The following is a 23,055-nucleotide window of genomic DNA, read 5'->3' as shown; positions in this document are numbered from 1 at the left end:
AGCAGCGATGCAATAGTGAATGTATTTCCCATTTATTTCAATAATATTTGCGATAAATATTGAAATTTTATGAACAACGGGTAAGAATGGGTCAACCCGACGCTAAGCAACAACAAAACTTGTTGGATAAGCGCTGTCTCAGCCGATTTTTTTGGAAACCGGCACCGGCACGCCACTCGGGAACTCGAAGCCGAGCTTCATGACGATGTCTTGCGGGTAGTTGCCGAACTTGCGGCCGAACAGGTTGAGGCCGCCCTTGTTGCGCGCGTCTTCCTTGACGCCGATGCGCACGCGGATGTGATTGGCCTGCCCCAGCTTCAGGTCGCCGATGGTCGTCCCGCCCAGCGAGACGCCGTCGATCATGGCGCCGCGCTCGTTGACGCTCCATTGTTTCAGCATGCCATACGTCGTGCCCTCCACCTGCCACCACGACGGCGTCAGCAGGGCCGGCTTGCCGCCGAAGTCGCCGGGCGAGGTCCAGGTGCCCACTTCCACCTCGTTGATCCACAGCGTAATGTCGGACGGCCAGTCGGGATTGTAGTTGGGCGCCTCCGAACACAGTTCCATGGACAGCGACAGCTCGGTGGTCACCGCGCCGTACGGCACATTGTTCGGGAAGGCATATTCCACATGGCCCGCGCCGAACCACAGCAGCTGGGCGTGGACGTGCTCCGGCTCGAAGAAGGAACGCGGATCGTCCAGCATGCCGATGATCTTGCTCTCGCTGACCAGGCCGCAGGTCGGACTGGCTTCGACGCTGCGATAGCTGCCGATCGGCATGCTGATGGTGACGGTATTCTGCTCCGCCTCCACCGCCGCGCCGGGCAGGCGGATGCGCACTTCGTCGTAGCGCTTGGAGCACAGTTTCTGGATGCCGCGCGTGCCCGGCTCGGTTTCCACCACCACGAGGCCCACCGCTTCCAGCTGGTTGACGTTGAAGCTGACGGTGGAATGCGGCAGGCCCATGGTGGCGGCCAGCTCCGACAGGTTCAGCACCTTGTGCGTCAACAGGCCCAGCATCGCTTGCCGCGTTTCCGACGCCAGTGCTTTTACCAGCGGCAGTACCGCGTCGCCCTCTACCAGCAAAGACCGATTCCCAGCATCCATGTTGCGCCCTATTCCTCTGAATAAATCTGTGAGTTCACCGCGTTGGGTGATGATGCCCTGCATCATACCGCGTGGCGAAAATGCCAGTAACGCAAATTTATAACAACTATTCTTGTAAGTAATGATGTATATTGCGAGAATAAACCAACGAAAATACTTGTGACTTAAGAACTCAACAACAGGAGACCAGCATGATCAACAAGACCGGCATGTTTGCCATCGCCACGCTGTGCGTGGGACTGTTCCTGAGCGGTTGCGGCGGCAGCGGCGCGATCGCGGCCGCGCCGGACGCAGTTGCCGCCGCCACGCCACCCGCCGCGGGCGCATCGAACCAGGGCACGCTGCTGGCCGACACGTTCGCGACCTATCCGCGCCTGATCCGCCAGAGCCATCACCAGAGCTCGGCGTTGAACGGCCGCCTGGTGGCCAGCGTCACCAGCAGGAACACCGACCAGCCGGTGGCCGCCATCTACGCCAGCAACGACGACGGCGCCAGTTTCACGCGCATTGGCACGGTCGCCGATCCCGATTTCAAGAACGGCCATTGCTGCGGCACCTTGTACGAGCTGCCGGTCAAGATCGGCGCACTGCCGGCCGGCACCTTGCTGTACGCGGCATCCGTCGGCCAGGAACGCGACGCGCCGATGGAAAACCGCATCTACCAAAGCGCCGACGGCGGCGCGACCTGGAACTACCTGTCCCTGTGCGGCACGGGGCGCGTTCCCAAGAACCCGAAAGCGCCGTCCGGCATCTGGGAGCCGGAATTCGCCATCGCCAGATCCGGGGAACTGGTGTGCTACTACTCGGACGAGACGCTGGCCGGTCACTCCCAGATCCTGGCGGAAGTCACCAGCCGCGATGGCGTCACCTGGAGCGCGCCGCGCACCATCGTCGCCGGCGACGATCCCAAATCCCGTCCCGGCATGGCCATCGTGCGCCAGCTGCCGAACGGCGCTTATCTGCTGACCTTCGAGAACTGCTATCTCGGGACGCTGGACTGCGCGCTGCGCGCCAAGCGGTCCAGCGATGGCCTCGACTGGGGCGCCGCCAACGATCCGGGCTTCCGCCTGGAGACCGCCAGCGGCCAGTTCTTCCGCCACGCGCCGACCTTCACCTGGGCCCCGGTGCCGGGCCAGCCCAACGGCATGCTGATCGCGATCGGCCAGATCCTCGTCGACAAGAACGGCATCCCGGATGCCAGCGGCAACGGCAAAGTCATGTTCACCAACACCACCGCCGACGGCAGCGGCCCGTGGAAGCTGGCGCCGGCGCCGCTGGCCATCGCTTCGCCGCCGCTGACGACCAACTGGTGCCAGAACTATTCCAGCCCGCTGCTGCCGTCGACCGACGGCAAGCGCCTGACGATGCTGCAATCCGACGGCGGCGCCGACCAGAGCTGCCGGACCCGCTTCGGCGCCGCCGCGCTGACGCCATGACGACGTCACCCCTTCCAACCTGATTTTAGAAAGACCATGATGACCACTGCACCCGCCACGCCCACCGTTCCACAAGTTCCGCTGTGGAGCCCGCAGCGCGCGCATGCCTGGTTCGCGGCGCAACCGCGCATCCTCGGTGCCAACTTCGTTCCCGCCAGCGCGGTCAACCAGCTGGAAATGTGGCAGGCCGCCACCTTCGATGCGGAGCGCATCGACCTCGAACTGGGCTGGGCCGCCGGCCTGGGCATGAACACCATGCGCGTGTTCCTGCACGACCTGCTGTGGGCACACGATGCGGAAGGCTTCAAGCGGCGCATCGACGTTTACCTGGGCATCGCCGCGCGGCACGGGATCCGTACGATGCTGGTGCTGTTCGACTCGTGCTGGGATCCGCGTCCCGAGCTGGGGCCGCAGCGCTGGCCCGAACCGGGCGTCCACAATTCCTGCTGGGTGCAGAGCCCGGGCGCGGCCCAGCTGGCCGATCCGTCCAGCTATCCGGCGCTGCGCGCATACGTGGAGGACATCGTCGCCAGCTTCGGCAACGACGACCGCGTGTGGTGCTGGGACCTGTGGAACGAGCCTGACAACCAGGGCGGCGGCCTGGGGTACTACCTGCCGTTCGAAGCCAAGGAAAAGATCTCGCTGGTGGCAAAGCTGCTGCCGCAGGTATTCGGCTGGGCCCAGGCCTGCGCGCCGAAGCAGCCGCTGACCAGCGGCGTCTGGTTCGGCGACGACTGGTCGCCGGCGTCCACGGTACTCAACGACGTGCAGAAAGCGCAGTTGGCGCTGTCGGACGTGTTAACCTTCCACGATTACAGCGGTCCGGAAAAATTCCTGGCCCGCGTCCACCAGTTGCAGGGCTACGGCCGCCCGCTGATCTGCACCGAATACATGGCGCGCGGCATGGGGTCCACCTTCAGTTCCGCCCTGGAGATCGCGCGCACGGAACACATCGGCATGATCAACTGGGGCTTCGTGGCGGGCCGCAGCCAGACCAACATGCCGTGGGACTCGTGGAAGAGACCCTACGCGGACACGCCGCCGCCCGTCTGGTTCCACGACGTGCTGCATGCCGACGGGACGCCCTATTGCACAGAGGAGGTCGAACTGCTGCGGCAGTACGGCAAAACAGAATGAAGATGGAACATGAACTGGGCGGCATCGAGTGGGTCAACGTCAGCAAGCGCTATGGCCAGAACGCGGTAATCCCGGACTTCAACCTGTCGATCGCGCCCGGCGAATTCATCGCGCTGCTGGGCCCATCGGGCTGCGGCAAGTCGACGCTGCTGCGCATGCTGGCGGGACTGGAGCCGGTGTCGGGCGGCCGCATCGCCATCGGCGGGCGCGACGTCACCACGCTGCCGCCGGGCCAGCGCGGCGTGGCGATGGTATTCCAGCAGTACGCGCTGTATCCGCACATGACGGTACGCGACAACCTGGCGTTCGGCCTGCGCAACATCCGCATGGACGAAGCGGACATCGCGCGCCGCGTGACCGATGCGGCCAACATGCTCGAACTGCAGGCGCTGTTGGAGCGCAAGCCCGGACAGCTGTCCGGCGGCCAGCGCCAGCGCGTCGCCATCGGCCGCGCCGTGGTCAAGGAGCCGCTGGCGTTCCTGTTCGACGAACCGCTGTCCAATCTCGACGCCGCATTGCGCACGCGCACCCGGCTGGAGCTCGCGCGCCTGCACAAGCGCCTGGGCGCGACCATGCTCATCGTCACCCACGACCAGGTCGAAGCCATGACCCTGGCCAGCCGCATCGTGGTGCTGAACCAGGGCCGCATCGAACAGTGCGCGGCGCCGATGGAACTGTATGAACGCCCCGCCACGCGGTTCGTGGCGGGCTTCGTCGGCAGCCCAGGCATGAACTTCCTGCCGGTCGTGCGCGCGCCCGACGTCGATGGCCGCTGCGCCGTCGCGCTGGCCGACGGCGCGACCGTGCGGACCGCCGTGCCCGCGTTCGCGGCGGAAGGCAGGCTGGAACTGGGCCTGCGCCCGGATGCCATCACGCCCGCCGCCGACGGGCAGCTCGAGGGCACCGTGGAGGTGATCGAACGCCTCGGCGACCGCACCCTGCTGCACGTGCAGTTGCGGGACGGCTTGCTGATCGTGGCCGACGCGCCGCCGCGCGCCGCGGAGCCGGCCGTGGGTTCCACCATCCGCCTGCGCCTGGACCTGCAGCGCGCCCACCTGTTCGACGCGGCCGGTACCGCGCACCATCCGGCATAAGGCGCGACCGATGAAACGCGACCTTCCCTCCTCGCTGCTCGCGCCCGCGCGCCGCACCGCCTTTGCCTGGACCGGCCTGCTGTTCGTCGCCCCGTTCCTGCTGTGCTACCTGGCGTTGCTGGTGTGGCCGCTGGCGAAGGGGCTGTGGCTCAGCCTCCACGCGATCGACCTGCTCTCCAACATCGGCCGCTGGGTCGGCGCCGTCAACTTCATCGACCTGCTGCAGGACGAGATGTTCGTGCGCTCGACGTTCAACACCGTGCTGTTCGCGGCGCTGTGCACGCCCGCCATGGTAATCACGGGCCTGGCGCTGGCGCTGGCGCTGAACCGGCCGGGCCGCGCCACCGCCATCCTGCGCGGCGTGTTCTTCGGCGCCGGCGTGCTGTCGGTCACCATCGTCACTTTGGTCTGGCGCCTGGTGCTGATGCCGGAACACGGCATGCTGGCCAACGCCGCGCATGGCCTGGGCCTCGATTCCGGCGCACCGCTGACCAGCGAATGGCTGGCGTTGCCGATGGTCGTGCTGGCCACGGTCTGGTGGGGCGTCGGCATGCCGATGATGCTGTTCCTGGCCTCGCTGCAGCAGATCCCGCACGATGTCTACGAGGCCGCCGCGCTGGACAACACCAGCCGCTGGCGCAGCTTCCGCCACATCACCCTGCCGGCGATTCGCCACAGCGTGATCCTCGTGGCGGTCACACAGCTGATCGCACAGTTGCAGGTGTTCGGCCAGATCCAGTTGCTGACGCAGGGGGGGCCGAACAACAGCACCCGCTCGCTGGTGATGTTCGTGTATGAAGCCATGTTCGAACAATGGCAGCTGGGGTATGCGGCCGCCGGCGCGCAAGCCTTGTTCCTGTTGATGCTGGCCGGGATCGCGCTGCAAGGCTGGCTGGAACGCCACGCACGAAAGGCGCAATCATGAATGCGAATCTGACCAACCGCTGGGGCAACCGCGCCATCTTCGGCGCCACCGTGCTGGCCGCGCTTGTCTGGGTGGCGCCATTGCTGTGGATACTGGCGCTGTCGTTCAAGCCCAATGAATTGCTGGCGCAGCGCACCGACATCCTGTTCGCGCCGCCCTACACCCTGAAAAACTACAGCGACATCCTCGGTACCTCGCTGGTGTTCCGCTGGATCGTCAATTCCTGCGTGGTGGCATTCGCCCAGACCATCCTGGTGCTGGTGCTGTCGTCGCTGGCAGGCTATGGCTTCGCCCGCACCGAGTTCCCCGGCAAGACCTGGCTGTACCGCCTCGTGCTGGCCGGGCTGGCCGTGCCGCAGACCGCCGTCGTCATCCCGCTGCACCGCATGTTCGCCGACTGGGGCCTGCACAACAGTTATCCGGGCCTGATCCTGCCCGGCCTGGCGGCGCCGTTCGGCGTGTTCCTGATGACGCAATACTTCAAGGCGATACCGCGCGACCTGGAAGAAGCCGCCCTGCTGGACAATGCCTCGCGCTGGACCGTGTTCACCCGCGTGATCCTGCCGCTGTCGCTGCCGGCGCAAGCCACGCTGGGCATCGTCACCTTTCTCGGCGCGTGGAACGATTACCTGTGGCCGCTGATCTCCGCCACCCAATCGGACCACTACACGCTGACCTTGGGCCTGGCCTCGACGCAGACCAACTTCGCACAGTCCGAAGGCCTGGGCTTCCTGATGGCGCAAGCCGTGTTCGCGGCGGCGCCGGTGCTGGTGCTGTACGCCTTCTTCCAACAATACATCGTCGCCGCGGTCGCCGGCACCCGGGTACGTTCAGCATGAGACTCATTTCTTTTGTCGCCGCCCTGGCCTTGACGTTCGCCGGCAGCACGGCATCGGCCACGCCGACCGACATCTCGTTCGCACGCTTCTTCGGTTCCTGCGAAGCGGAATACGGCAACTCGACCGATACTGCCAACGCCACCGGCGAATGCGGCATCATCACCACGCTGGTCAACAAGTTCAACGCCACCAACCGCGAGCAGATCACGGTGCACACGCAAGTGGTGGAGCATGGTTCGTACTACAGCCAGCTGGGTGCGCGGATCGTCGGCCGCGACATGCCCGCCGTCGCCATCCTGCACAGCTCCGCCCTGAACGACTTCGTCAAGCGCGGCCTGATCGCGCCGCTGGACGACGAGTTCCGCGCCGCCGGCATCGATGTCGCCGACTTCACGCCGCAAGCGCAGACCGCGGTCACGATCGACGGCCATCGGTACGCCCTGCCCTTCGACACTCATTCCTGGCTGTGGCACATCAATCTCAATTTGATGAAGCGCGCCGGGCTGGTGACGAAGGACGGCAAGCCGCTGCAGCCGCAATCGCCACAGGAGCTCCTGGCCCAGGCACGCCGGTTCAAGGCCGCCACCGGCAAGCCCTATTTCATCTGGCTGACCGATAACGATCCGGCCTTCTTCCCGCGCATCCTGCTGACGCTCGTACGCCAGCAGGACACGACCCTGTTCCCCAGGGACGACTTCCACATCGACCTGCACAGCGCGACCGTGCGCTCGTCCGTGCAGCTGCTCAGGACGATGTACGAGGAAGGGCTGACCACGCGCGGCCAGGATTATGGCGCCGCCCTGCAAAGCTTTGCCGCGGGCGAAGGCGCCGTGATGATCAACGGGACCTGGATCATCGGCGACCTGCTGCGCCAGTCGCATCAGGCGCACAGCGCCACCGCGGGAGGCTACACGGCGGTGCCGTTCCCGCGCCTGCATGGCCGCAGCGCCGTCTGGGCCGACAATCACGTGATGGTGCTGCTGAAAGGCGGCACGCTTGACGCGCGCAGCCGCCATGCCGCGCTGGCCTTCCTCAAGTTTTTATACGATGAAGGCGGCGTGTGGGCGCACACCGGCCAGTTGCCGACGCGCCGCTCGGTGATCGAATCGGCGTCGTTCACGCGGCTGCCGCTGCGCAGCGAGATTGCCGCCATTGCGCGTGACGGCGTGGCGCTGCCGATCGAAGTCGCGCGCCAGGCGATCGTCGCCAAAACGCTGGGCGATGCGATGATCGCGGTGATCGCCTACGGCGCGGACCTGGACCGCACCCTGGCGCGCGCCGAAACCAGCATCGACCGCATGCTGGCGCGCGACGCCCAGTTTCAGGGAGGGGCCATGGCGCCGCGCTGAGGGAAGGCATTCACCCGAACACCCTGTTCGTCAGCTCGCCGAGCCACTTCCACCACCCGTTCGGCACGTACAGCAGGGTCACGGTCATGAAGACATAGCGTCCGAACTTGCCGATGGCCATATAGATCACGCTGGGCCAGAACGGCAGGTGCAGCCAGCCGGCCAGGGTGCACAGCGGGTCGCCGATGCCCGGGACCCAGGACAGCAGCATCGTCTTGGCGCCGTAGCGCTTCAGCCAGTGGAACCAGCGCGACGAGCGCTCCTTCGCGAAGGCGACCTTGGCGCGGTAGCCGATCCAGTAGTCGACGACGCCGCCCAGCGTGTTGCCCAGCGTGGCGACGAGGATCACGGGCCAGAACATGGCCGGATTGGCTTTCACGACCGCGAACACGGCCGGTTCGGAGCCGAGCGGCAGCAGGGTGGCGGAAACGAAGGCGATCAGGAAGACCGACGTCAGCCCGACGGTGGGCACGGCGAGGAATTTCAGCAGCCACAGTACGGCGGATTCGATCATCGGCAAGAAGGGATGGACGGCGGACGGATGGGTTGATTACATTATAATGGGGAGAAACACCTCGTAACGACACGGTATGCCAGGCTCTACCGAGCCAAGCTGCCGCACTGCTCGCCTCGGTTACCCACCAAGCAGGACAGTCAGCGTCGCCCCGGAACCCGAACAGACCGCATCGATCATGACTACCGACTACCTCAAGAAAATCCTTACCGCACGCGTCTACGACGTCGCCGTCGAAACCCCGCTCGAATACGCTCCCAGCCTCTCCAAGCGCACCGACAACAAGATTTACCTGAAGCGCGAAGACATGCAGAGCGTGTTCAGCTTCAAGCTGCGCGGCGCCTACAACAAGATGGCAAACTTGTCGGAATCGCAACTGAACCGCGGGGTGATTTGCGCGTCGGCAGGTAATCACGCGCAGGGCGTCGCCATGTCGGCGGCCCGCCTGAACTGCCGCGCCGTGGTCGTCATGCCGACCACGACGCCGAGCGTGAAGGTCGACGCGGTGCGTGCCTTCGGCGGCAACAACGTGGAAGTCGTCCTGCACGGCGAGTCGTACACCGACGCCTTCAACCATGCGCAAGTGCTGGAGAAGGAGCAGAAGCTGGCGTTCGTGCACCCGTTCGACGATCCGGACGTCATCGCCGGCCAGGGCACGATCGGCGTCGAGATCCTGCGCCAGCATTCGGGCCCGATCCATGCGATCTTCCTGGCGATCGGCGGCGGTGGCCTGATCAGCGGCGTGGCCGCGTACGTGAAGCAGATCCGTCCCGACATCAAGATCATCGGCGTGCAGACCAACGATTCGGACGCGATGGCGCGCAGCCTGAAGGCCGGCGAACGCGTGACCTTGCAGGACGTCGGCCTGTTCGCGGACGGCACCGCCGTGCGCCTCGTGGGCGCCGAAACCTTCCGCCTGTGCCAGGAACTGGTCGACGAGATCATCATCGTCGACAACGACGCGCTGTGCGCCGCCATCAAGGACGTGTTCCAGGACACGCGCAGCATCGTCGAGCCGTCCGGCGCGCTCGCCGTCGCGGGTGCCAAGGCGTATGTCGAGCGGTCGCTGATGACGAAGAACCCGGTGCGCGGCGAGACGCTCGTCGCCATCGCCTGCGGCGCCAACATGAATTTCGACCGCCTGCGCTTCGTCGCCGAACGCGCCGAACTGGGCGAGGCGCGCGAAGCCGTGTTCGCCGTGACGATTCCCGAGCAGCGCGGCAGCTTCAAGCGCTTCTGCGCGCTGATCGGCCCGCGCAACGTCACCGAGTTCAACTACCGCATCAGCGACGAGCGCGAAGCCCACGTCTTCGTCGGCGTGCAGATCGGCAGCCGCAGCGAGTCGGGCACCGTCGCGCGCACGTTCGAGGAACACGGCTTCCGCACCCTCGACCTCACGCACGACGAACTGGCCAAGCAGCACGTACGCCACCTGGTCGGCGGCAAGAGCGGCCTGGCGCACGACGAGCTGCTGTACCGCTTCGAATTCCCCGAACGCCCGGGCGCGCTGATGCGCTTCCTGGACAGCATGGCGCCGAACTGGAACATCTCCCTGTTCCACTACCGGAACCAGGGCGGCGACGTGGGGCGCATCCTCGTCGGCTTGCAGGTGCCGTCCGGCGAGATGGACGAGTTCCGCCAGTTCCTGGCCACGCTGGGCTATCGCTACTGGGACGAGAGCGCGAATCCGGCGTACAAGCTGTTCCTGTAAAACGGTCGCGGATGTGCATGGTGGGCTCGGGGAGCCCACCCTACGCGCTACCCGAAGCGCCGTAGGGTGGGCACCCCGTGCCCACCGATGATATGCCGATAACGCATCCAATTGCGGAAAGGTGTACGATACGCCGCTTTGCCGCCGCCGGACCGGCATCGCCACGCACGTCACGAACGTGGCCGGCCTCGAGAAAACATCATGACCAATACCCCTGAACATTCGCCTCTCGGCAAGAACTCGGCCTACCAGACCCAGTACGCGCCGGAGCTGCTGTTTCCCATCCCGCGCCAGCAAAAGCGCGACGAGCTCGGCCTGACCGGCACGCTGCCCTTCTTCGGCGTCGACATCTGGAATGCCTACGAATTGTCGTGGCTGAACATGCGCGGCAAGCCGCAGGTCGCCATCGCGACTTTTACCGTGCCCGCCGATTCGCCCAACATCGTCGAATCGAAATCCTTCAAGCTCTACCTGAATTCGTTCAACCAGACCCGGCTGGCCAACACGGACGCCCTGCTCGCCCTGCTGCGCGACGATTTGTCGACCGCGTTCGGCGCGCCCGTGCACGCGGCGCTGACCCTGCCCGAAGACTTCGACAAGGTCAAGATGGGCGAGCAGGACGGCCTGCTGATCGACCGTCTCGACATCGAGGTCGACAACTACAGTCCGTCCCCGGAACTGCTCAAGGCCAATCACGACGAAGCCGCGGTCGAGGAAACCCTCGTGTCGCACCTGCTCAAGTCGAATTGCCTCGTCACCGGCCAGCCGGACTGGGGCAGCGTGCAGATCCGCTATGCCGGTCCGCAGATCGACCAGGAAAGCCTGCTGCGCTACCTGATCGGTTTCCGCGAGCACAACGAATTCCATGAGCAATGTGTCGAGCGCATCTTCACCGACATCCTGCGCCAGTGCAAACCGATCAAGCTGGCCGTGTACGCCCGCTACACCCGGCGCGGCGGCCTGGACATCAATCCCTGGCGCGCCAATTTCACCACCGGAAAACTGCCGAATTTGCGCACTGCGCGTCAATAAACAGTGTGGATGGGTGATTTTTCGTCGATCGTCCCCATCTACAGTGTACGTTTCCAACGACATTTGCGATGCCAACCCAGCCATATCGGCAGGTGTGCCGCCATGTCGCCGGATATGCAAAGCGACAAGTTTGCGCTAGAAAAATCGGTAAAAGAGGCCCCGGGACGATGTTTTGTGCGTAAACCCCGGGATTTCGCGGCGGAAATTGCGCATGTCCGATTGCCGGATGCGAGGTCTTTACGCAAAGGTTTGCGACAGGGATCACACAGGTGCCGAACGACATGCGAAATCGAATTACACGGCCATAAAACCGGCCTATAATTCCCGCTCGCAAGCATCCCAGGATGCACCGCAATAGAAGCGTGTTATGACTAATCTAAGCAAAATCCTCTCGCTCGAGAACGTGCAGCTCGATTTGGAAGTGTCGAGCAAGAAGCGCGCCTTCGAGCAGGCCGGCCTCATCTTCGAGAACAACTGCGGCATCGCCCGCTCCACCGTGTCGGACAATCTGTTCGCGCGCGAGCGCCTCGGGTCCACGGGACTCGGCCACGGCGTCGCCGTGCCGCACGGCCGCATCAAGGGCAGCAAGAGCCTCAAGGCGCCGCTGGCCGCGTTCGTGCGCCTGCTCGAACCGATTCCGTTCGAATCGCCGGATGGCCAGCCGGTCAAGCTGCTGTTCTTCCTCCTGATCCCGGACCATGTCACGCAACAGCATCTCGAGATCCTGTCCGAGATCGCGGAACTGTTCTCGGACGAGGCCATCCGCACGGCATTGACGACCGATACGGACCCGCGCGCCGTCTACGAACGCATCATCAACTGGCAGCCGAGCCTGCAAGCTCTCGGCTGACCTTGCGAAAGGGAACATGCTGCAGACTCCGCTGACCATCCAACGGCTGTACGACGACAACCGCGACAGCCTGCAACTGGGCTGGTTCGCCGGATTCCCGGGCGGCGAGCGCCAGATTTCCGGCGACGCCGTCTCGGCCGCGGACCAGGTGGGTCACCTGAACCTGATCCACCCGGGCCGCATGCAGGTGTTCGGTCACCAGGAACTGAATTACTACCAGCGTTTGAAATCCGGCTCGCGCAGCCACCTGATCGGCGAACTGATCGCGGGCGGTCCGCCGGCCCTGTTCATCGCCCAGGGTCTCGACACGCCGCCGGACATCCTCGCCATCTGCGACGAGCAGAACATCCCGCTGTTTTCGACGCCGCTGCCGGCCGCGCAGGTGATCGACTACCTGCGCGTGTACCTGTCGAAGAAGCTGGCGCAGCGCGTCATCATGCACGGCGTGTTCATGGACGTGCTGGGCGTCGGCGTGCTGATCACGGGCGACTCCGGCCTCGGCAAGAGCGAGCTGGGCCTGGAACTGATCTCGCGCTCGCACGGCCTCGTCGCCGACGACGCCGTGGAATTCTCGCGCATCGCCCCGAACATGATCGAAGGCCGCTGCCCGCCGCTGCTGCAAAACCTGCTGGAAGTGCGCGGCCTGGGCCTGCTGGACATCAAGGCGATCTTCGGCGAGACCGCGGTGCGCCGCAAGATGCGCCTCAAATTGATCGTCCACCTCGTCAAGCGCGGCGCGCTGGACGAAGAGGTCGAACGCCTGCCCTTCCACTTCCCCACCGAGGACGTGCTGGGCCTGCCGATCCGCAAAGTGGTCATCCCCGTCGCGGCCGGCCGCAACATCGCGGTGCTGCTGGAGGCCGCCGTGCGCAATACGATCCTGCAGCTGCGCGGGATCGATACGCTGCAGGAGTTCATGGAGCGGCAAAGGCAGGCGATGTCCAGCGACTAAGCATGCGAAATCGGATCCCCGCCTGCGCGGGGAAGACGTTTTTGAGGCGACGCGCCCCACATCGTCGTTCCCGCGCAGGCGGGAACCCAAGTTCCGCTGTTGCAAATACCTCAACAAGAAGCCTGGTGCACTGCGGTAAACATCGGCCGATGCTATCATCGCCGCATGCGCATCCTACTCATCACAGGTATCTCCGGCTCCGGTAAATCCGTGGCCCTGAACGTCCTCGAAGACGCAGGCTACTACTGCGTCGACAACCTTCCACCTGCCCTGCTGCCGGCCCTCGTCGGCAACATCGACGGCGGCGACACGAAACGCATCGCCGTCGCCGTCGATGCGCGCAGCGCCGAATCGCTGGCCGAGCTGCCGACGACGGTGGCGACCCTGCGCGACGAAGGCCACCAGGTCAAGGTGATCTTCCTCACCGCCAGCACGCACTCGCTCGTCGCGCGCTTTTCCGAGACGCGGCGCAGCCATCCGCTGTCGCACGAACTGCGTCCGGGCGAGAACCCGGCATCGCGCCGCACGCTGATCGAATGCATTTCGGAAGAACGCGACCGCCTCGGTCCGATCGAAAAGATGGGCCACGTGATCGACACCTCGGAACTGTCGGCCAACAAGCTGCGCGCCTGGGTCAAGGAACTGGCCGAGGTCACGTACGCGCCGCTGACGCTGTATTTCGAATCGTTCGCGTTCAAGCGCGGCGTGCCGCTCGACGCCGACTTCGTGTTCGACGTGCGCGCCGTGCCGAATCCGTATTACGACCTCACCTTGCGTCCGCTGAACGGCAAGGACGCACCCGTGATCGCCTTCCTCGACGCGCAGCCGCAGGCGGCCGAACTGCTGTCCGACATCCGCGCCTTCATCGCCAAGTGGCTGCCGTCGTTCAAGAAGGACAGCCGCAGCTACCTGACGGTGGCCGTCGGCTGCACGGGGGGACAGCACCGGTCCGTGTACATGGCGGAGCGCCTCGGGACTTATTTCGCCGACACGGAACGGGTCGTCGTGAGGCACCGCGAGCAGCCCTGAAGCGGCAGGCGTGACGGATGCGCTGTCGCGGGCACGGGGTGCCCGCCCTACGGCTGACGTCTCGTAGGGTGGGCTCCCCGAGCCCACGCGCAGACGCAGACGCAGACTGACGTCTCGCAGGGTCGGCACCCGTGCCCACCATCAGCACGATCACGCGTGACACAAGTCCGTAGGGTGGGCTCCCCGAGCCCACGCGCAGACGCAACCTGCCGGATCACAAGTCGCGCAGCGGATGCGCGTGCGCCGGCCACACCGGGGCGAAGAACCACGCGACCATCTCCGGCGTGACGTCGGCCAGCAGCGGCGGATTCCAGCGCGGCGCATTGTCCTTGTCGATCACGAGCGCGCGCACGCCCTCCAGCACCTCGCCATGTTCGAACGTGCGGCGCACGAGCGAGCGCTCCATGCGCAGGCAGTCCGCCACGCCGAGACTGGCGCCCCGCACGAGCATCTCGCGCGTCACGGACATCATCAGCGGCGAGCGCTGGCGCATCGTGGCCAGCGTCTTTTGCGCGAACGGGCTCGCGTCCGTCTCCAGCGACGCCATCACGGCCGCCACGGAATCCGCGCCGAAGTGGCGGTCGATCGCCTCGCGCTGCGCGGCCAGCTCGCCCGCGCCGGCCTGCGCCGCATACGGCGCCGCGAACGCGCGGATCGCGGCGGGCAATTGCGCGCCCGGCGTCGCCTCGACCAGCGGGCGCAGCGCATCCAGCTGCGCGGACGGCACGAACACGTCGGCCAGCCCCACGTAGATGGCGTCCGCCGCACCGACGGTCACGCCCGTCACGCCCAGGTAGTGGCCCAGGCGGCCCGGCGCATGCGACAGGAAATGGCTGCCGCCCACGTCCGGGAACAGGCCGATGTTCACCTCGGGCATGGCGATCCTGGAACGCTCCGTCACGACGCGCAGGCCGCAGTCCGGCCCGCCCTGGGCGATGCCCATGCCGCCGCCCATCACGACGCCGTCCATCAGCGCGATGTACGGCTTCGGATAAAAGTGGATCAGGTGGTTGAGGGCGTATTCCTCGGTGAAGAAATCTTCCAGCAGCGGGCTGCCCGTCTGCGGCGTGGCCCTGCCGGCCTCGTGGAAGAAGCGGATGTCGCCGCCCGCACATAAGGCCTTCTCGCTCGTGCTGGCGATGACGACGGCGTCGACGCCGGCATCCTCGCGCCAGGCGAGCAGGGTCGCGGTGAGCGCGCGGACCATGTCCAGCGACAGCGAGTTCAGGGCTTTGGGGCGGTCCAGGGTGATGATGCCGGTGCGGTTGGCGACCCGGGTTTGCACGTGTTCGGTCATGTCTCGTGTTATTGAAGTGTTATTGGAATAAGCAGAACCGCATTCTAACGCGCATGGGTGGCGCATAAAATCGAAAAGGGCGCCGATGCGCCCTTTGTCATTGATGCTGCTGCACGCGTGGCATCACGCGGCGGCGGGTTCTTCCTCTCCCCCTTCGGACATGCGCTTGATGCACGCGTTGTCATGATCCTTGAGCATTTGCTTGTACTTGACGACCTGGCGGTCGAGGCGGTCCATCAGCATGTCGATCGCGGCATATAAATCGTGCGCGGCACTGGCGACATGGACGATCTTGCCTGCGAGACGCAGATTGATCTCGGCTTTCTGGCGTTTTTCTTTCTCGGTGAGATTGTCGATGCAGAGGATGACGTGAGAGTCGATCACTTGATCGAAATGGCGGGTAATGCGTTCAAGCTTGTTCTGTACGTATTCTCGGATTGCTGGGGTTACATCGAGATGATGTCCGCTGATGGTGAGATTCATACACACTCCTTTGAAGATTCGCTGCCGTGCCGTGCGCGCATCCGGGCATGGAGGCAGCGTTGTTGCCAGAGCTTGCTGCAAGAGCTTGCTACTAGAGCTCGCTACAAGGATTTGCGGAGACTGACGGGAGGAATCTTCAGCGCCTCACGGTATTTGGCGACCGTGCGCCGCGCGATAACCATTCCCTGTTCCCCTAGCATCTCCGCGATCTTGCTGTCGGATAAAGGGTTCTTGGGGTCTTCTGCTCCTGTGAGTTGTACGATGAGAGCCCGTATTGCCGTCGACGATGCTTCGCCTCCCGCTTCGGTGGCAACGTGACTCCCGAAGAAATACTTCAACTCGAACATGCCGTGCGGGGTCAGCATGTATTTCTGAGTTGTGACTCGAGAAATTGTGCTCTCGTGTAGACCTAGTGTATCAGCTATCTCACGTAAAACAAGGGGCCGCATTGCGACTGCGCCATGCGAGAAAAAATTGCGCTGGCGATCCACAATGGCCTGGGCCACGCGCAGGATCGTGTCGAAGCGCTGCCGCATATTCTTGATGAGCCACTTGGCTTCCTGCAACTGCGCACCCAGCTGGGAGTCCGATTTCCCCTGCTTCATCAGCGCGGCATATACGCTGTTGACGCGCAGGCGCGGCATCACTTCCGGGTTCAGCTGCACGCTCCAGCCATCCTTGGCGCGGCGCACGATCACGTCCGGCACGACGAAGTCTGACACATCCGACGCGAACGCCGCGCCCGGATGCGGATTGCACTGGCGGATGACGGCCTGGGCTTCGCGCAGGTCTTCGTCGTCGCAGTCGAGCGCCTTCTTGAGCTTGTTGAACTCGCGCTGCGCGAACCACGTCAGGTATTTCTCGACGATGACCAGCGCCATGCGCCGCGTGACGAGCGGTACGCCCGGCATGCGGCGGATCTGCAGGGCCAGGCATTCGGCCGCGCTGCGCGCGCCCACGCCGGGCGGGTCCATGCTTTGCACGAGGGCCAGCGCCATACGCAATTCCTCGAACTCGATCTCCAGTTCGGCCGGCAGGCGCGCGTGGATGTCTTCCAGCGGTTCTTCCAGATAGCCATTGTCGTCCAGCGCGTCGACGACGAGCTCCACCAGCGCGCAGTCGCGCGCCGCGCAGCACGTCATGCGCACCTGTTCCATCAGGTGCTCGCGCAAGGTGACGGGGCTCGCTTCCAGCTGGGGGCGGCCGTCCTCGTCGTCGCCGCCGCTGCCGCTGCTGCGGCCGAATTCGCCCCAGTCCTCGCCGCCTTCGCTGCCGGCGCCTTCGCCACTGTCGCCGCCGGCATCGGCGCCGCTCTCGCCGTTGCCGTTCTCGGCGGGCGCGCCGCCCTCCGCGCTCGTCCCCTGCGCCGCCGGCGCCTCACCGGCCTGCATCGATGCCGGTGCGCTGTTGATGGCGCCGTCGGCCAGCAGGCGCACGGAGCGGTCGAGCGGATCGTCGAGCCGTTCGAGCAACGGGTTCTCGCTCAGGGCCTGCTCGATTTCCTGGTGCAGCTCGAGAGTCGACAGCTGCAGCAGCCGGATCGACTGCTGGAGTTGGGGCGTCAGTGCAAGGTGCTGGGAAGTCTTGAGTTGCAGCGTCTGTTTCATGACTACATTCGGAAGTGTTCGCCCAGGTAGACGCGCCGCACCGATTCATTGGCGATGATGTCGTCGGGACGGCCGGATGCCAGCACCGCCCCCTGGTTGATGATGTAGGCGCGGTCGCAGATGCCCAGCGTCTCGCGCACATTGTGGTCCGTGATCAGCACGCCGATGCCGCGCTCCTTCAGGAAGCGCACGATACGTTGGATCTCGATGACGGCAATTGGATCCACGCCGGCGAACGGTTCGTCCAGCAGCACGAAGCGGGGATTGGTCGCCAGGGCGCGCGCGATCTCCACGCGGCGCCGCTCGCCGCCCGACAGCGACAGGGCCGGGCTCTCGCGCAGCTTTTCGATCTGCAGCTCGGCCAGCAGTTCGTCGAGGCGCTCGGCGATGCGCGTCTTGCTCAGCGACTTGCCGTTCTCGCGCTGCAATTCCAGCACGGCGCGGATGTTCTCTTCGACCGTCAGCTTGCGGAACACGGACGCTTCCTGCGGCAGGTACGACAGGCCCAGCAGCGCGCGCCGGTGGATCGGCAGGCTCGTGACGTCGGTGCCGTTGATGTCGATGCTGCCGGCATCGGACGGCACCAGGCCCACGATCATGTAGAACGACGTCGTCTTGCCGGCGCCGTTCGGGCCCAGCAGGCCGACGACTTCGCCGCACGCGACCTGCAGCGACACGTCGCGCACCACCAGACGCTTGCCGTAGCTCTTCTGCAGGCCCTTGACGACCAGCGTGCTGCCGCCGCATTCGGCCGGCGGAATGTCGGTGCGGGCCTCCATCGTGCGCGCCTCCGTCATTGCTTGCCCGCCGGCGTGGCGGCCGGTGCCGCGGGCGCGGGCGTGCGGTGCGGCTGCAGCGTGATGCTGCCGCGGCCATTGCCGGGCTTGTCCGCGCCGCTGGCATCGTTGCGGCCGACCAGCACTTCCTTGCGGTTATCGTAGGAGATGAATTCGCTGTCCATTTCCTGCGTGACCTTCTGGCCCTCGAGCTGGCGGATCATGGCTTTCGAGAACAGCTTCACGAGGTCGTTGCGCTCGTCGTATTCGATGCGCTGGGCCTGGCCTTCGTCCCACAGGTCGGGGCCGCCGTCGCGTTTCTGGCGGAAGGTCGCGAGCTTGCCCGGATCCGCGGTCAGGATGAACGTGTGATAACCGTCCGGCGCTTCCTTGACTTCGGCGCGGTCCGACTTGAGGATCATGGTGCCGCGCGTGATGATCACGTTGCCGGTGACGACGTAGTTCTGCGTCACCAGGTCGCTGTTGGCCTTGTCGTACTTGATGTTGACCGGCTTGAGGGCGTCCGCCCTCTCGGCCGACGCGGCCAGCGGCACCAGCAGGAACATGGCGGCGGCGAGTATTTTCTTCATTCGTTTATCCTCTCAATTGGCTTCAGCGCGGCGGGCGCGGCGGATAGGTGGCCGAGCCGCGGCCGCCCAGCGCGATCTGCTGGGTGGCGTTGTTGGCCACCATGCCCACGGCGTCGATCGATGCGCTGCCGAGCGTCATGTGGACCGGCCGGTCGGTCTTGGCGATCTCGTCGTCGGTCAGCAAGGTCAGGGCCTCGGTGCGGATCCGCAGCGGCTGCGACGTCGCGTTGCCGGGGCGCTGGATGTCGACGTTGCCGGTCAGGTCGATCTGGTTCTGGTTCTGGTTGACGAGCGCGTGCTCCGCCGTCATCGTCATGGGCGGGTGTTCGGCCGTGAGGCTCTGCACCACGGGCTTGTCGACGAGGGCCGTGTTGTCGGCCGGGCGGTGCGTCAGGCGCTCGCCCGAGATCACGTAGCGCGGCTTGCCGGCCTCCGACATACGCACCCAGCTGAAGTTGTCGACGATGTAGTCCGGCTCGTTGCCCGCGTTGGCGCCCGGCGTGGTCTCCTCGCCCTGCATCACCTGCACGAGCCAGAAGCTGCCGAACGCAAAAAACACGGCGGTCAGCATCAGGGCCAGCAGGCGCCAGCGGTGCGCGGTTCGCTTGTAGTTGGCAGGGGCCATGGCTGCGCTTATCCCGAAATTAGCCGAAATACGGCGCAAGCGCCTGTTCGTAGGTGCCCTGGGCGCGCATCACCATGTCGCACACTTCGCGCACGGCGCCGCGGCCGCCCGGGTTCTGCGTGACGTAATGGGCGCGGTGCTGCACTTCCGGGTGGCCGCTCGGCACGGTCACCGCAAAGCCGACGCGCGTAAACAGCGGCAGGTCGATCACGTCGTCGCCGATGTAGCCGCATTCCTCGGCCGTCACGCCCGTCTTGTTCAGCAGGTCGGCGAACGCGAGGCGCTTGTCGTGCTGGCCCTGGAACACGTGCGTGATCCCGAGGTCGGCCGCGCGCCTGATGACGATGGGCGACGTGCGCGCGCTGATGATCGCGGTCTGCACGCCCGTTTTATTCAGCAGCTGGATGCCGAGGCCGTCCAGCACGTAGAACGTCTTCGTGACTTCGCCGTCGGGGCCATAGGTCAGGCTGCCGTCGGTGAGGACGCCGTCGACGTCGAAGATCATGACTTTCACGCGCGCCGCGCGCTCCATGTGTGCCAGCGGAGTCACCATCAGATCACCTTGGCGCGCGTGAGGTCGTGGATGTGCAGCGCGCCGACCAATACGTCGGCGGCGTCGGTGACGAGCATCTGGTTGATGCGGAATTCTTCCATCACGGCGACGGCATCCACCGCCAGCTGTTCCGGATGCACGCGGCGCGGGTCCGCATGCATGACGTCGCGGATCACGAGCTTGCTGAAATCCTGGGCCTTCTCGATCAGGCGGCGCAGATCGCCGTCGGTGAACACGCCGATCGGGCGGCCCGCGTCGTCGACGACGGCCGTCATGCCCATGCCCTTGTGCGAGATTTCCAGCAGCGCATCGGTCAGCAGCGCGTCCGGTTTCACTTTCGGCACGGCGTCGCCGCTGCGCATCACGTCGCGCACGTGGGTCAGCAGGCGCCGGCCCAGCGCGCCGCCCGGGTGCGAGCGCGCGAAGTCGTCCGGTTTGAAGCCGCGCAGTTCGAGCAGCGCGACGGCCAGCGCATCGCCCAGCGCGAGGGTCGCGGTGGTGCTGGCGGTCGGCGCCAGGTTCAGCGGGCAGGCTTCCTTCTCGACCGAGACGTCCAGGTGCACGTCCGCCGCCAGGGCCAGCGTCGATTCCGGCTTGCCCGTCATCGCGACCACGGGCACGCCCATGCGCTTGACGGCCGGGATCACGACGGCCAGCTCGCTGCTTTCGCCGGAATACGAGATCGCGATCAGCACGTCCTGCGCGGTCACCATGCCGAGGTCGCCGTGGGCCGCTTCGGCCGGGTGCAGGAACAGCGCCGGGGTGCCGGTCGAGGCCAAGGTCGCCGCGATCTTGCGGCCGATATGGCCCGACTTGCCCATGCCGGTGACGACCACGCGGCCGCGGCAAGCCATCATCAGCGCCACGGCGCGCGGCACGCTGTCGTCGCGGCCGAGGCGCGCGGCCAGCTTGCGGATCGCTTCGCCTTCGACATCCAGCGCCTCGCGGGCCAGTTCCAGCGCCCGGGCTGCCTGGGCCGCATTAAAACTTGTCAGCATTGTTTTTTCATCGGTTACACTCATAGTCAAAGTATAGCCGAATTGGGAAAGCAAAAAACTTGCCAGACGTAACAAACAACAACAATCCGCCGTCCCTCAGGGTCTTCACATGACGTCGGGCCTGGAACTCACGCTCCTGTTGCTGGGCAGCGCCGTCCTTGGCGTCGTCGCGTTCCGCATGCTGCACCTGCCGCCGATGCTGGGCTATCTCGCGGTGGGCGTGCTGATCGGGCCGCACGCCCTGGACCTCGCCGACAACGGTTCGACGACGCAGGCCCTGGCCGAATTCGGCGTCGTCTTCCTCATGTTCTCGATCGGGCTGGAATTCTCGCTGGCCCAGCTGCGCGCCATGCGCCGCATCGTGTTCGGCCTCGGGCTCGCGCAGGTCGTGCTCACCATCGCCGTAACGGTGCTGGCTTCGCTGCTGACGCGCTACCTGCCCCCATCGATGCACGTCGGCTGGCAGGCCGCGCTGGCGCTGGGCGGGGCGCTGGCGATGTCGTCCACGGCCATCGTCTCGAAACTGCTGACCGAGCGGCTCGAACTGGAAAGCGAGCACGGACGCCGCATCATCGGCATCCTGCTGTTCCAGGACCTCGCCGTCGTCCCGCTGCTGATCCTGATCCCGTCGCTGGCGCAACCGGCCGAGGAACTCGCGATGACGCTGGCCTGGGCCGGCATCAAGGCCGCGGCCGTGCTGGCGCTGCTGCTGTTCTTCGGCCAGAAGGTCATGCGCAAGTGGTTCAACGTCGTCGTCAAGCGCCGCTCGCAGGAACTGTTCATGCTGAACCTGCTCCTCGTGACCCTGGGCGCCGCGGCGATCACGGAACACGCGGGCCTGTCGATGGCGCTGGGCGCGTTCGTGGCCGGCATGCTGATCTCCGAGACGCCCTACAAACACCAGGTGGAAGAAGACATCAAGCCGTTCCGCGACGTGCTGCTGGGCCTCTTCTTCATCACCATCGGCATGCTCCTGAACGTGCAGCTCGTGCTCGCCAACTGGTGGATCGTGCTGGTGCTGCTCATCGTGCCGGTGATGCTGAAATTCGCGCTGATCGCGCTGCTGGCCAAGGCCTTCGGCTCGTCCGACGGCATCGCCATGCGCACCGGCCTCGCGCTCGCGCAGGCCGGCGAATTCGGCTTCGTGCTGCTGAACCTCGCGTCGGGATCGAAGCTGATCCCGCCGTTCGTGATCCAGCTGGTGCTCGCGTCGATGGTGCTGTCGATGCTGGCCGCGCCGTTCGTCATCGCCCACATGGACAAGCTGGTGATGAAGATCGCGGCCAACGAATGGATGCTGCAATCGCTGCAGCTGACGCAGCTCGCGAGCCGCACGATGGCCACGCAGAAGCACGTGATCATCGCCGGCTTCGGCCGCAGCGGCCAGTCGCTCGCCACCCTGCTGTCGGAAGAAAAGCTGCCGTGGTACGCGCTCGACCTCGACCCCGAGCGCGTGCAGGAAGCGCGCACGGCCGGCATCAACGTGTCGTACGGCGACTGCACGCGGCGCGAAGCCCTGATCGCGGCGGGCATCAACCGCGCCAGCGCCCTCGTGATCACGTTCGCCGACACCCGGCTCGCCGTGAAGGTACTGCACCTCGTGACCGAGCTGGCGCCCAAGCTGCCCGTGATCGTGCGCGCCCACGACGACCGCGAACTGGACGTGCTCAAAAAGGCCGGCGCCACCGAGGTCGTGCCGGAAGCACTGGAATCGAGCCTGATGCTGGCGTCGCACGCGCTGGTCGTGATGGGCGTGCCGCTGCGCCGCGTCGTGCACCGCGTGCAGGCCGCGCGCGACGAGCGCTATGCATCGCTGCGCGGCTTCTTCCACGGCGCCAGCGACGTCGCCGACGGCACGGAACACAACTACGTGCGCCTGCATTCGGTGACCTTGCGCGACGACGCCGGCGCCGTCGGGCGCTGCATCGCGGACCTGGAACTGGACGAAGTGGGGGCGGAAGTGACGGCCGTGCGGCGCGGGAACGAACGCATCGAGCCGACGCCGGAGATGGCATTGCGCGCGGGGGACGTGGTGGTGTTGCGGGGAACCGGCAACGCCGTCACGCGCGCCGAAGGACGTTTATTGCGGTAGGGTGGACACCCTGTGTCCACGCGAACGTTTGCGTCGTGCAGGCGTCACGCGTGGGCCCG

At 65.6% G+C, this 23,055-nt stretch carries 22 protein-coding genes; 12 read left to right on the top strand and 10 right to left on the bottom strand.

Going from position 1 to position 23,055, the window contains the following annotated elements; translation table 11 throughout:
- Positions 1-138 precede the first annotated feature (138 nt).
- Positions 139-1,107, bottom strand: a complete 969-nt coding sequence (locus ACEN9Q_RS28150; protein ID WP_056448913.1) for an ArsR/SmtB family transcription factor — start codon at positions 1,105-1,107, stop codon at positions 139-141.
- Between the two features lie 191 nt (positions 1,108-1,298).
- Here ACEN9Q_RS28150 and ACEN9Q_RS28145 point away from each other — a divergent pair, with 191 nt between their 5' ends.
- The 6 genes from ACEN9Q_RS28145 to ACEN9Q_RS28120 are packed head-to-tail and all read left to right on the top strand — an operon-like array spanning position 1,299 to position 7,887.
- On the top strand, positions 1,299-2,543 hold the full coding sequence (locus tag ACEN9Q_RS28145) for a sialidase family protein (protein WP_495626764.1): 1,245 nt from the start codon (positions 1,299-1,301) through the stop codon (positions 2,541-2,543).
- A gap of 36 nt (positions 2,544-2,579) precedes the next feature.
- Positions 2,580-3,680, top strand: coding sequence for a glycoside hydrolase 5 family protein (locus ACEN9Q_RS28140; protein WP_495626763.1), 1,101 nt, complete (start codon positions 2,580-2,582; stop codon positions 3,678-3,680).
- Positions 3,677-4,774 carry an ABC transporter ATP-binding protein gene (locus ACEN9Q_RS28135; protein WP_495626762.1) on the top strand — a complete coding sequence of 366 codons (1,098 nt, stop codon included), beginning with the start codon at positions 3,677-3,679 and terminating at the stop codon, positions 4,772-4,774. Before ACEN9Q_RS28140 ends, ACEN9Q_RS28135 begins: the two co-directional genes overlap by 4 nt.
- A 10-nt stretch (positions 4,775-4,784) precedes the next feature.
- The gene (locus tag ACEN9Q_RS28130) at positions 4,785-5,699 is read left to right on the top strand and encodes a carbohydrate ABC transporter permease (RefSeq protein WP_495626761.1); all 915 of its coding nucleotides are present in this window, start codon (positions 4,785-4,787) and stop codon (positions 5,697-5,699) included.
- On the top strand, positions 5,696-6,538 hold the full coding sequence (locus tag ACEN9Q_RS28125; RefSeq protein WP_495626760.1) for a carbohydrate ABC transporter permease: 843 nt from the start codon (positions 5,696-5,698) through the stop codon (positions 6,536-6,538). The genes ACEN9Q_RS28130 and ACEN9Q_RS28125 overlap by 4 nt, the downstream gene beginning before the upstream one ends.
- A complete protein-coding gene (locus ACEN9Q_RS28120) occupies positions 6,535-7,887 on the top strand; it encodes an ABC transporter substrate-binding protein (protein WP_495626759.1) in 1,353 nt (450 codons plus the stop codon). The genes ACEN9Q_RS28125 and ACEN9Q_RS28120 overlap by 4 nt, the downstream gene beginning before the upstream one ends.
- Positions 7,888-7,897: 10 nt before the next feature.
- Here the strand turns inward: ACEN9Q_RS28120 and ACEN9Q_RS28115 are convergent, their stop codons facing one another.
- On the bottom strand, positions 7,898-8,401 hold the full coding sequence (locus tag ACEN9Q_RS28115) for a YqaA family protein (protein ID WP_495629006.1): 504 nt from the start codon (positions 8,399-8,401) through the stop codon (positions 7,898-7,900).
- A 76-nt stretch (positions 8,402-8,477) separates the two neighbouring features.
- Here ACEN9Q_RS28115 and ilvA point away from each other — a divergent pair, with 76 nt between their 5' ends.
- The 5 genes from ilvA (at position 8,478) to rapZ (ending at position 13,975) form a co-directional block, all read left to right on the top strand.
- The gene (gene ilvA / locus ACEN9Q_RS28110) at positions 8,478-10,112 is read left to right on the top strand and encodes a threonine ammonia-lyase, biosynthetic (RefSeq protein ID WP_082548322.1); all 1,635 of its coding nucleotides are present in this window, start codon (positions 8,478-8,480) and stop codon (positions 10,110-10,112) included.
- Between the two features lie 201 nt (positions 10,113-10,313).
- Positions 10,314-11,144, top strand: a complete 831-nt coding sequence (gene queF / locus ACEN9Q_RS28105) for an NADPH-dependent 7-cyano-7-deazaguanine reductase QueF (protein WP_056448939.1) — start codon at positions 10,314-10,316, stop codon at positions 11,142-11,144.
- A gap of 367 nt (positions 11,145-11,511) precedes the next feature.
- Positions 11,512-11,994 (top strand): PTS sugar transporter subunit IIA, encoded by a 483-nt coding sequence (locus ACEN9Q_RS28100; RefSeq protein ID WP_056448943.1) that lies wholly within the window; start codon positions 11,512-11,514, stop codon positions 11,992-11,994.
- Between the two features lie 16 nt (positions 11,995-12,010).
- The gene (gene hprK / locus ACEN9Q_RS28095; RefSeq protein ID WP_036238906.1) at positions 12,011-12,946 is read left to right on the top strand and encodes an HPr(Ser) kinase/phosphatase; all 936 of its coding nucleotides are present in this window, start codon (positions 12,011-12,013) and stop codon (positions 12,944-12,946) included.
- 165 nt (positions 12,947-13,111) lie between these two features.
- Positions 13,112-13,975: an RNase adapter RapZ gene (gene rapZ, locus ACEN9Q_RS28090; protein ID WP_056448946.1), complete on the top strand. Its 864-nt coding sequence runs from the start codon at positions 13,112-13,114 to the stop codon at positions 13,973-13,975.
- A gap of 214 nt (positions 13,976-14,189) precedes the next feature.
- Here the strand turns inward: rapZ and ACEN9Q_RS28085 are convergent, their stop codons facing one another.
- The 8 genes from ACEN9Q_RS28085 to ACEN9Q_RS28050 form a co-directional block, all read right to left on the bottom strand.
- Entirely contained in the window at positions 14,190-15,272 is a 1,083-nt protein-coding gene (locus tag ACEN9Q_RS28085) for an enoyl-CoA hydratase/isomerase family protein (protein WP_495626758.1), read from the bottom strand.
- Between the two features lie 123 nt (positions 15,273-15,395).
- Complete coding sequence (hpf, locus tag ACEN9Q_RS28080) at positions 15,396-15,755, bottom strand: ribosome hibernation-promoting factor, HPF/YfiA family (RefSeq protein ID WP_036238902.1); 360 nt, start codon at positions 15,753-15,755, stop codon at positions 15,396-15,398.
- Positions 15,756-15,856: 101 nt separating this feature from the next.
- A complete protein-coding gene (locus ACEN9Q_RS28075; RefSeq protein ID WP_495626757.1) occupies positions 15,857-17,362 on the bottom strand; it encodes an RNA polymerase factor sigma-54 in 1,506 nt (501 codons plus the stop codon).
- Positions 17,363-17,364: 2 nt separating this feature from the next.
- Positions 17,365-18,141, bottom strand: a complete 777-nt coding sequence (gene lptB, locus ACEN9Q_RS28070) for an LPS export ABC transporter ATP-binding protein (RefSeq protein ID WP_056449230.1) — start codon at positions 18,139-18,141, stop codon at positions 17,365-17,367.
- 14 nt (positions 18,142-18,155) lie between these two features.
- A complete protein-coding gene (lptA, locus tag ACEN9Q_RS28065; protein ID WP_495626756.1) occupies positions 18,156-18,728 on the bottom strand; it encodes a lipopolysaccharide transport periplasmic protein LptA in 573 nt (190 codons plus the stop codon).
- 22 nt (positions 18,729-18,750) lie between these two features.
- Positions 18,751-19,353, bottom strand: a complete 603-nt coding sequence (gene lptC, locus ACEN9Q_RS28060) for an LPS export ABC transporter periplasmic protein LptC (protein ID WP_056448958.1) — start codon at positions 19,351-19,353, stop codon at positions 18,751-18,753.
- Between the two features lie 19 nt (positions 19,354-19,372).
- The gene (locus ACEN9Q_RS28055; protein ID WP_495626755.1) at positions 19,373-19,906 is read right to left on the bottom strand and encodes a KdsC family phosphatase; all 534 of its coding nucleotides are present in this window, start codon (positions 19,904-19,906) and stop codon (positions 19,373-19,375) included.
- Positions 19,906-20,928 carry a KpsF/GutQ family sugar-phosphate isomerase gene (locus ACEN9Q_RS28050; protein WP_056448961.1) on the bottom strand — a complete coding sequence of 341 codons (1,023 nt, stop codon included), beginning with the start codon at positions 20,926-20,928 and terminating at the stop codon, positions 19,906-19,908. Before ACEN9Q_RS28050 ends, ACEN9Q_RS28055 begins: the two co-directional genes overlap by 1 nt.
- 85 nt (positions 20,929-21,013) lie before the next feature.
- Here ACEN9Q_RS28050 and ACEN9Q_RS28045 point away from each other — a divergent pair, with 85 nt between their 5' ends.
- Positions 21,014-22,996, top strand: a complete 1,983-nt coding sequence (locus ACEN9Q_RS28045) for a monovalent cation:proton antiporter family protein (RefSeq protein ID WP_495626754.1) — start codon at positions 21,014-21,016, stop codon at positions 22,994-22,996.
- The last annotated feature ends 59 nt before the right edge of the window (positions 22,997-23,055 follow it).

The sequence above is a fragment of the Massilia sp. Masssp93 genome (genome assembly GCF_059491295.1).
This window is presented reverse-complemented; position numbering and strand designations above follow the sequence as displayed.

Bases quoted from the DNA above. Each gene is read 5' to 3' on its own strand.
- lptB (WP_056449230.1), bottom strand. From the start codon at position 18,141: ATGGAGGCCCGCACCGACATTCCGCCGGCCGAATGCGGCGGCAGCACG.
- lptA (WP_495626756.1), bottom strand. From the start codon at position 18,728: ATGAAGAAAATACTCGCCGCCGCCATGTTCCTGCTGGTGCCGCTGGCC.
- ACEN9Q_RS28125 (WP_495626760.1), top strand. From the start codon at position 5,696: ATGAATGCGAATCTGACCAACCGCTGGGGCAACCGCGCCATCTTCGGC.
- ACEN9Q_RS28140 (WP_495626763.1), top strand. From the start codon at position 2,580: ATGATGACCACTGCACCCGCCACGCCCACCGTTCCACAAGTTCCGCTG.
- queF (WP_056448939.1), top strand. From the start codon at position 10,314: ATGACCAATACCCCTGAACATTCGCCTCTCGGCAAGAACTCGGCCTAC.
- ACEN9Q_RS28120 (WP_495626759.1), top strand. From the start codon at position 6,535: ATGAGACTCATTTCTTTTGTCGCCGCCCTGGCCTTGACGTTCGCCGGC.
- ACEN9Q_RS28055 (WP_495626755.1), bottom strand. From the start codon at position 19,906: ATGGTGACTCCGCTGGCACACATGGAGCGCGCGGCGCGCGTGAAAGTC.
- ACEN9Q_RS28050 (WP_056448961.1), bottom strand. From the start codon at position 20,928: ATGAGTGTAACCGATGAAAAAACAATGCTGACAAGTTTTAATGCGGCC.
- ACEN9Q_RS28085 (WP_495626758.1), bottom strand. From the start codon at position 15,272: ATGACCGAACACGTGCAAACCCGGGTCGCCAACCGCACCGGCATCATC.
- rapZ (WP_056448946.1), top strand. From the start codon at position 13,112: ATGCGCATCCTACTCATCACAGGTATCTCCGGCTCCGGTAAATCCGTG.
- lptC (WP_056448958.1), bottom strand. From the start codon at position 19,353: ATGGCCCCTGCCAACTACAAGCGAACCGCGCACCGCTGGCGCCTGCTG.
- ilvA (WP_082548322.1), top strand. From the start codon at position 8,478: ATGCCAGGCTCTACCGAGCCAAGCTGCCGCACTGCTCGCCTCGGTTAC.
- ACEN9Q_RS28145 (WP_495626764.1), top strand. From the start codon at position 1,299: ATGATCAACAAGACCGGCATGTTTGCCATCGCCACGCTGTGCGTGGGA.
- hpf (WP_036238902.1), bottom strand. From the start codon at position 15,755: ATGAATCTCACCATCAGCGGACATCATCTCGATGTAACCCCAGCAATC.
- ACEN9Q_RS28075 (WP_495626757.1), bottom strand. From the start codon at position 17,362: ATGAAACAGACGCTGCAACTCAAGACTTCCCAGCACCTTGCACTGACG.
- ACEN9Q_RS28150 (WP_056448913.1), bottom strand. From the start codon at position 1,107: ATGGATGCTGGGAATCGGTCTTTGCTGGTAGAGGGCGACGCGGTACTG.
- ACEN9Q_RS28135 (WP_495626762.1), top strand. From the start codon at position 3,677: ATGAAGATGGAACATGAACTGGGCGGCATCGAGTGGGTCAACGTCAGC.
- ACEN9Q_RS28045 (WP_495626754.1), top strand. From the start codon at position 21,014: ATGACGTCGGGCCTGGAACTCACGCTCCTGTTGCTGGGCAGCGCCGTC.
- hprK (WP_036238906.1), top strand. From the start codon at position 12,011: ATGCTGCAGACTCCGCTGACCATCCAACGGCTGTACGACGACAACCGC.
- ACEN9Q_RS28115 (WP_495629006.1), bottom strand. From the start codon at position 8,401: ATGATCGAATCCGCCGTACTGTGGCTGCTGAAATTCCTCGCCGTGCCC.
- ACEN9Q_RS28130 (WP_495626761.1), top strand. From the start codon at position 4,785: ATGAAACGCGACCTTCCCTCCTCGCTGCTCGCGCCCGCGCGCCGCACC.
- ACEN9Q_RS28100 (WP_056448943.1), top strand. From the start codon at position 11,512: ATGACTAATCTAAGCAAAATCCTCTCGCTCGAGAACGTGCAGCTCGAT.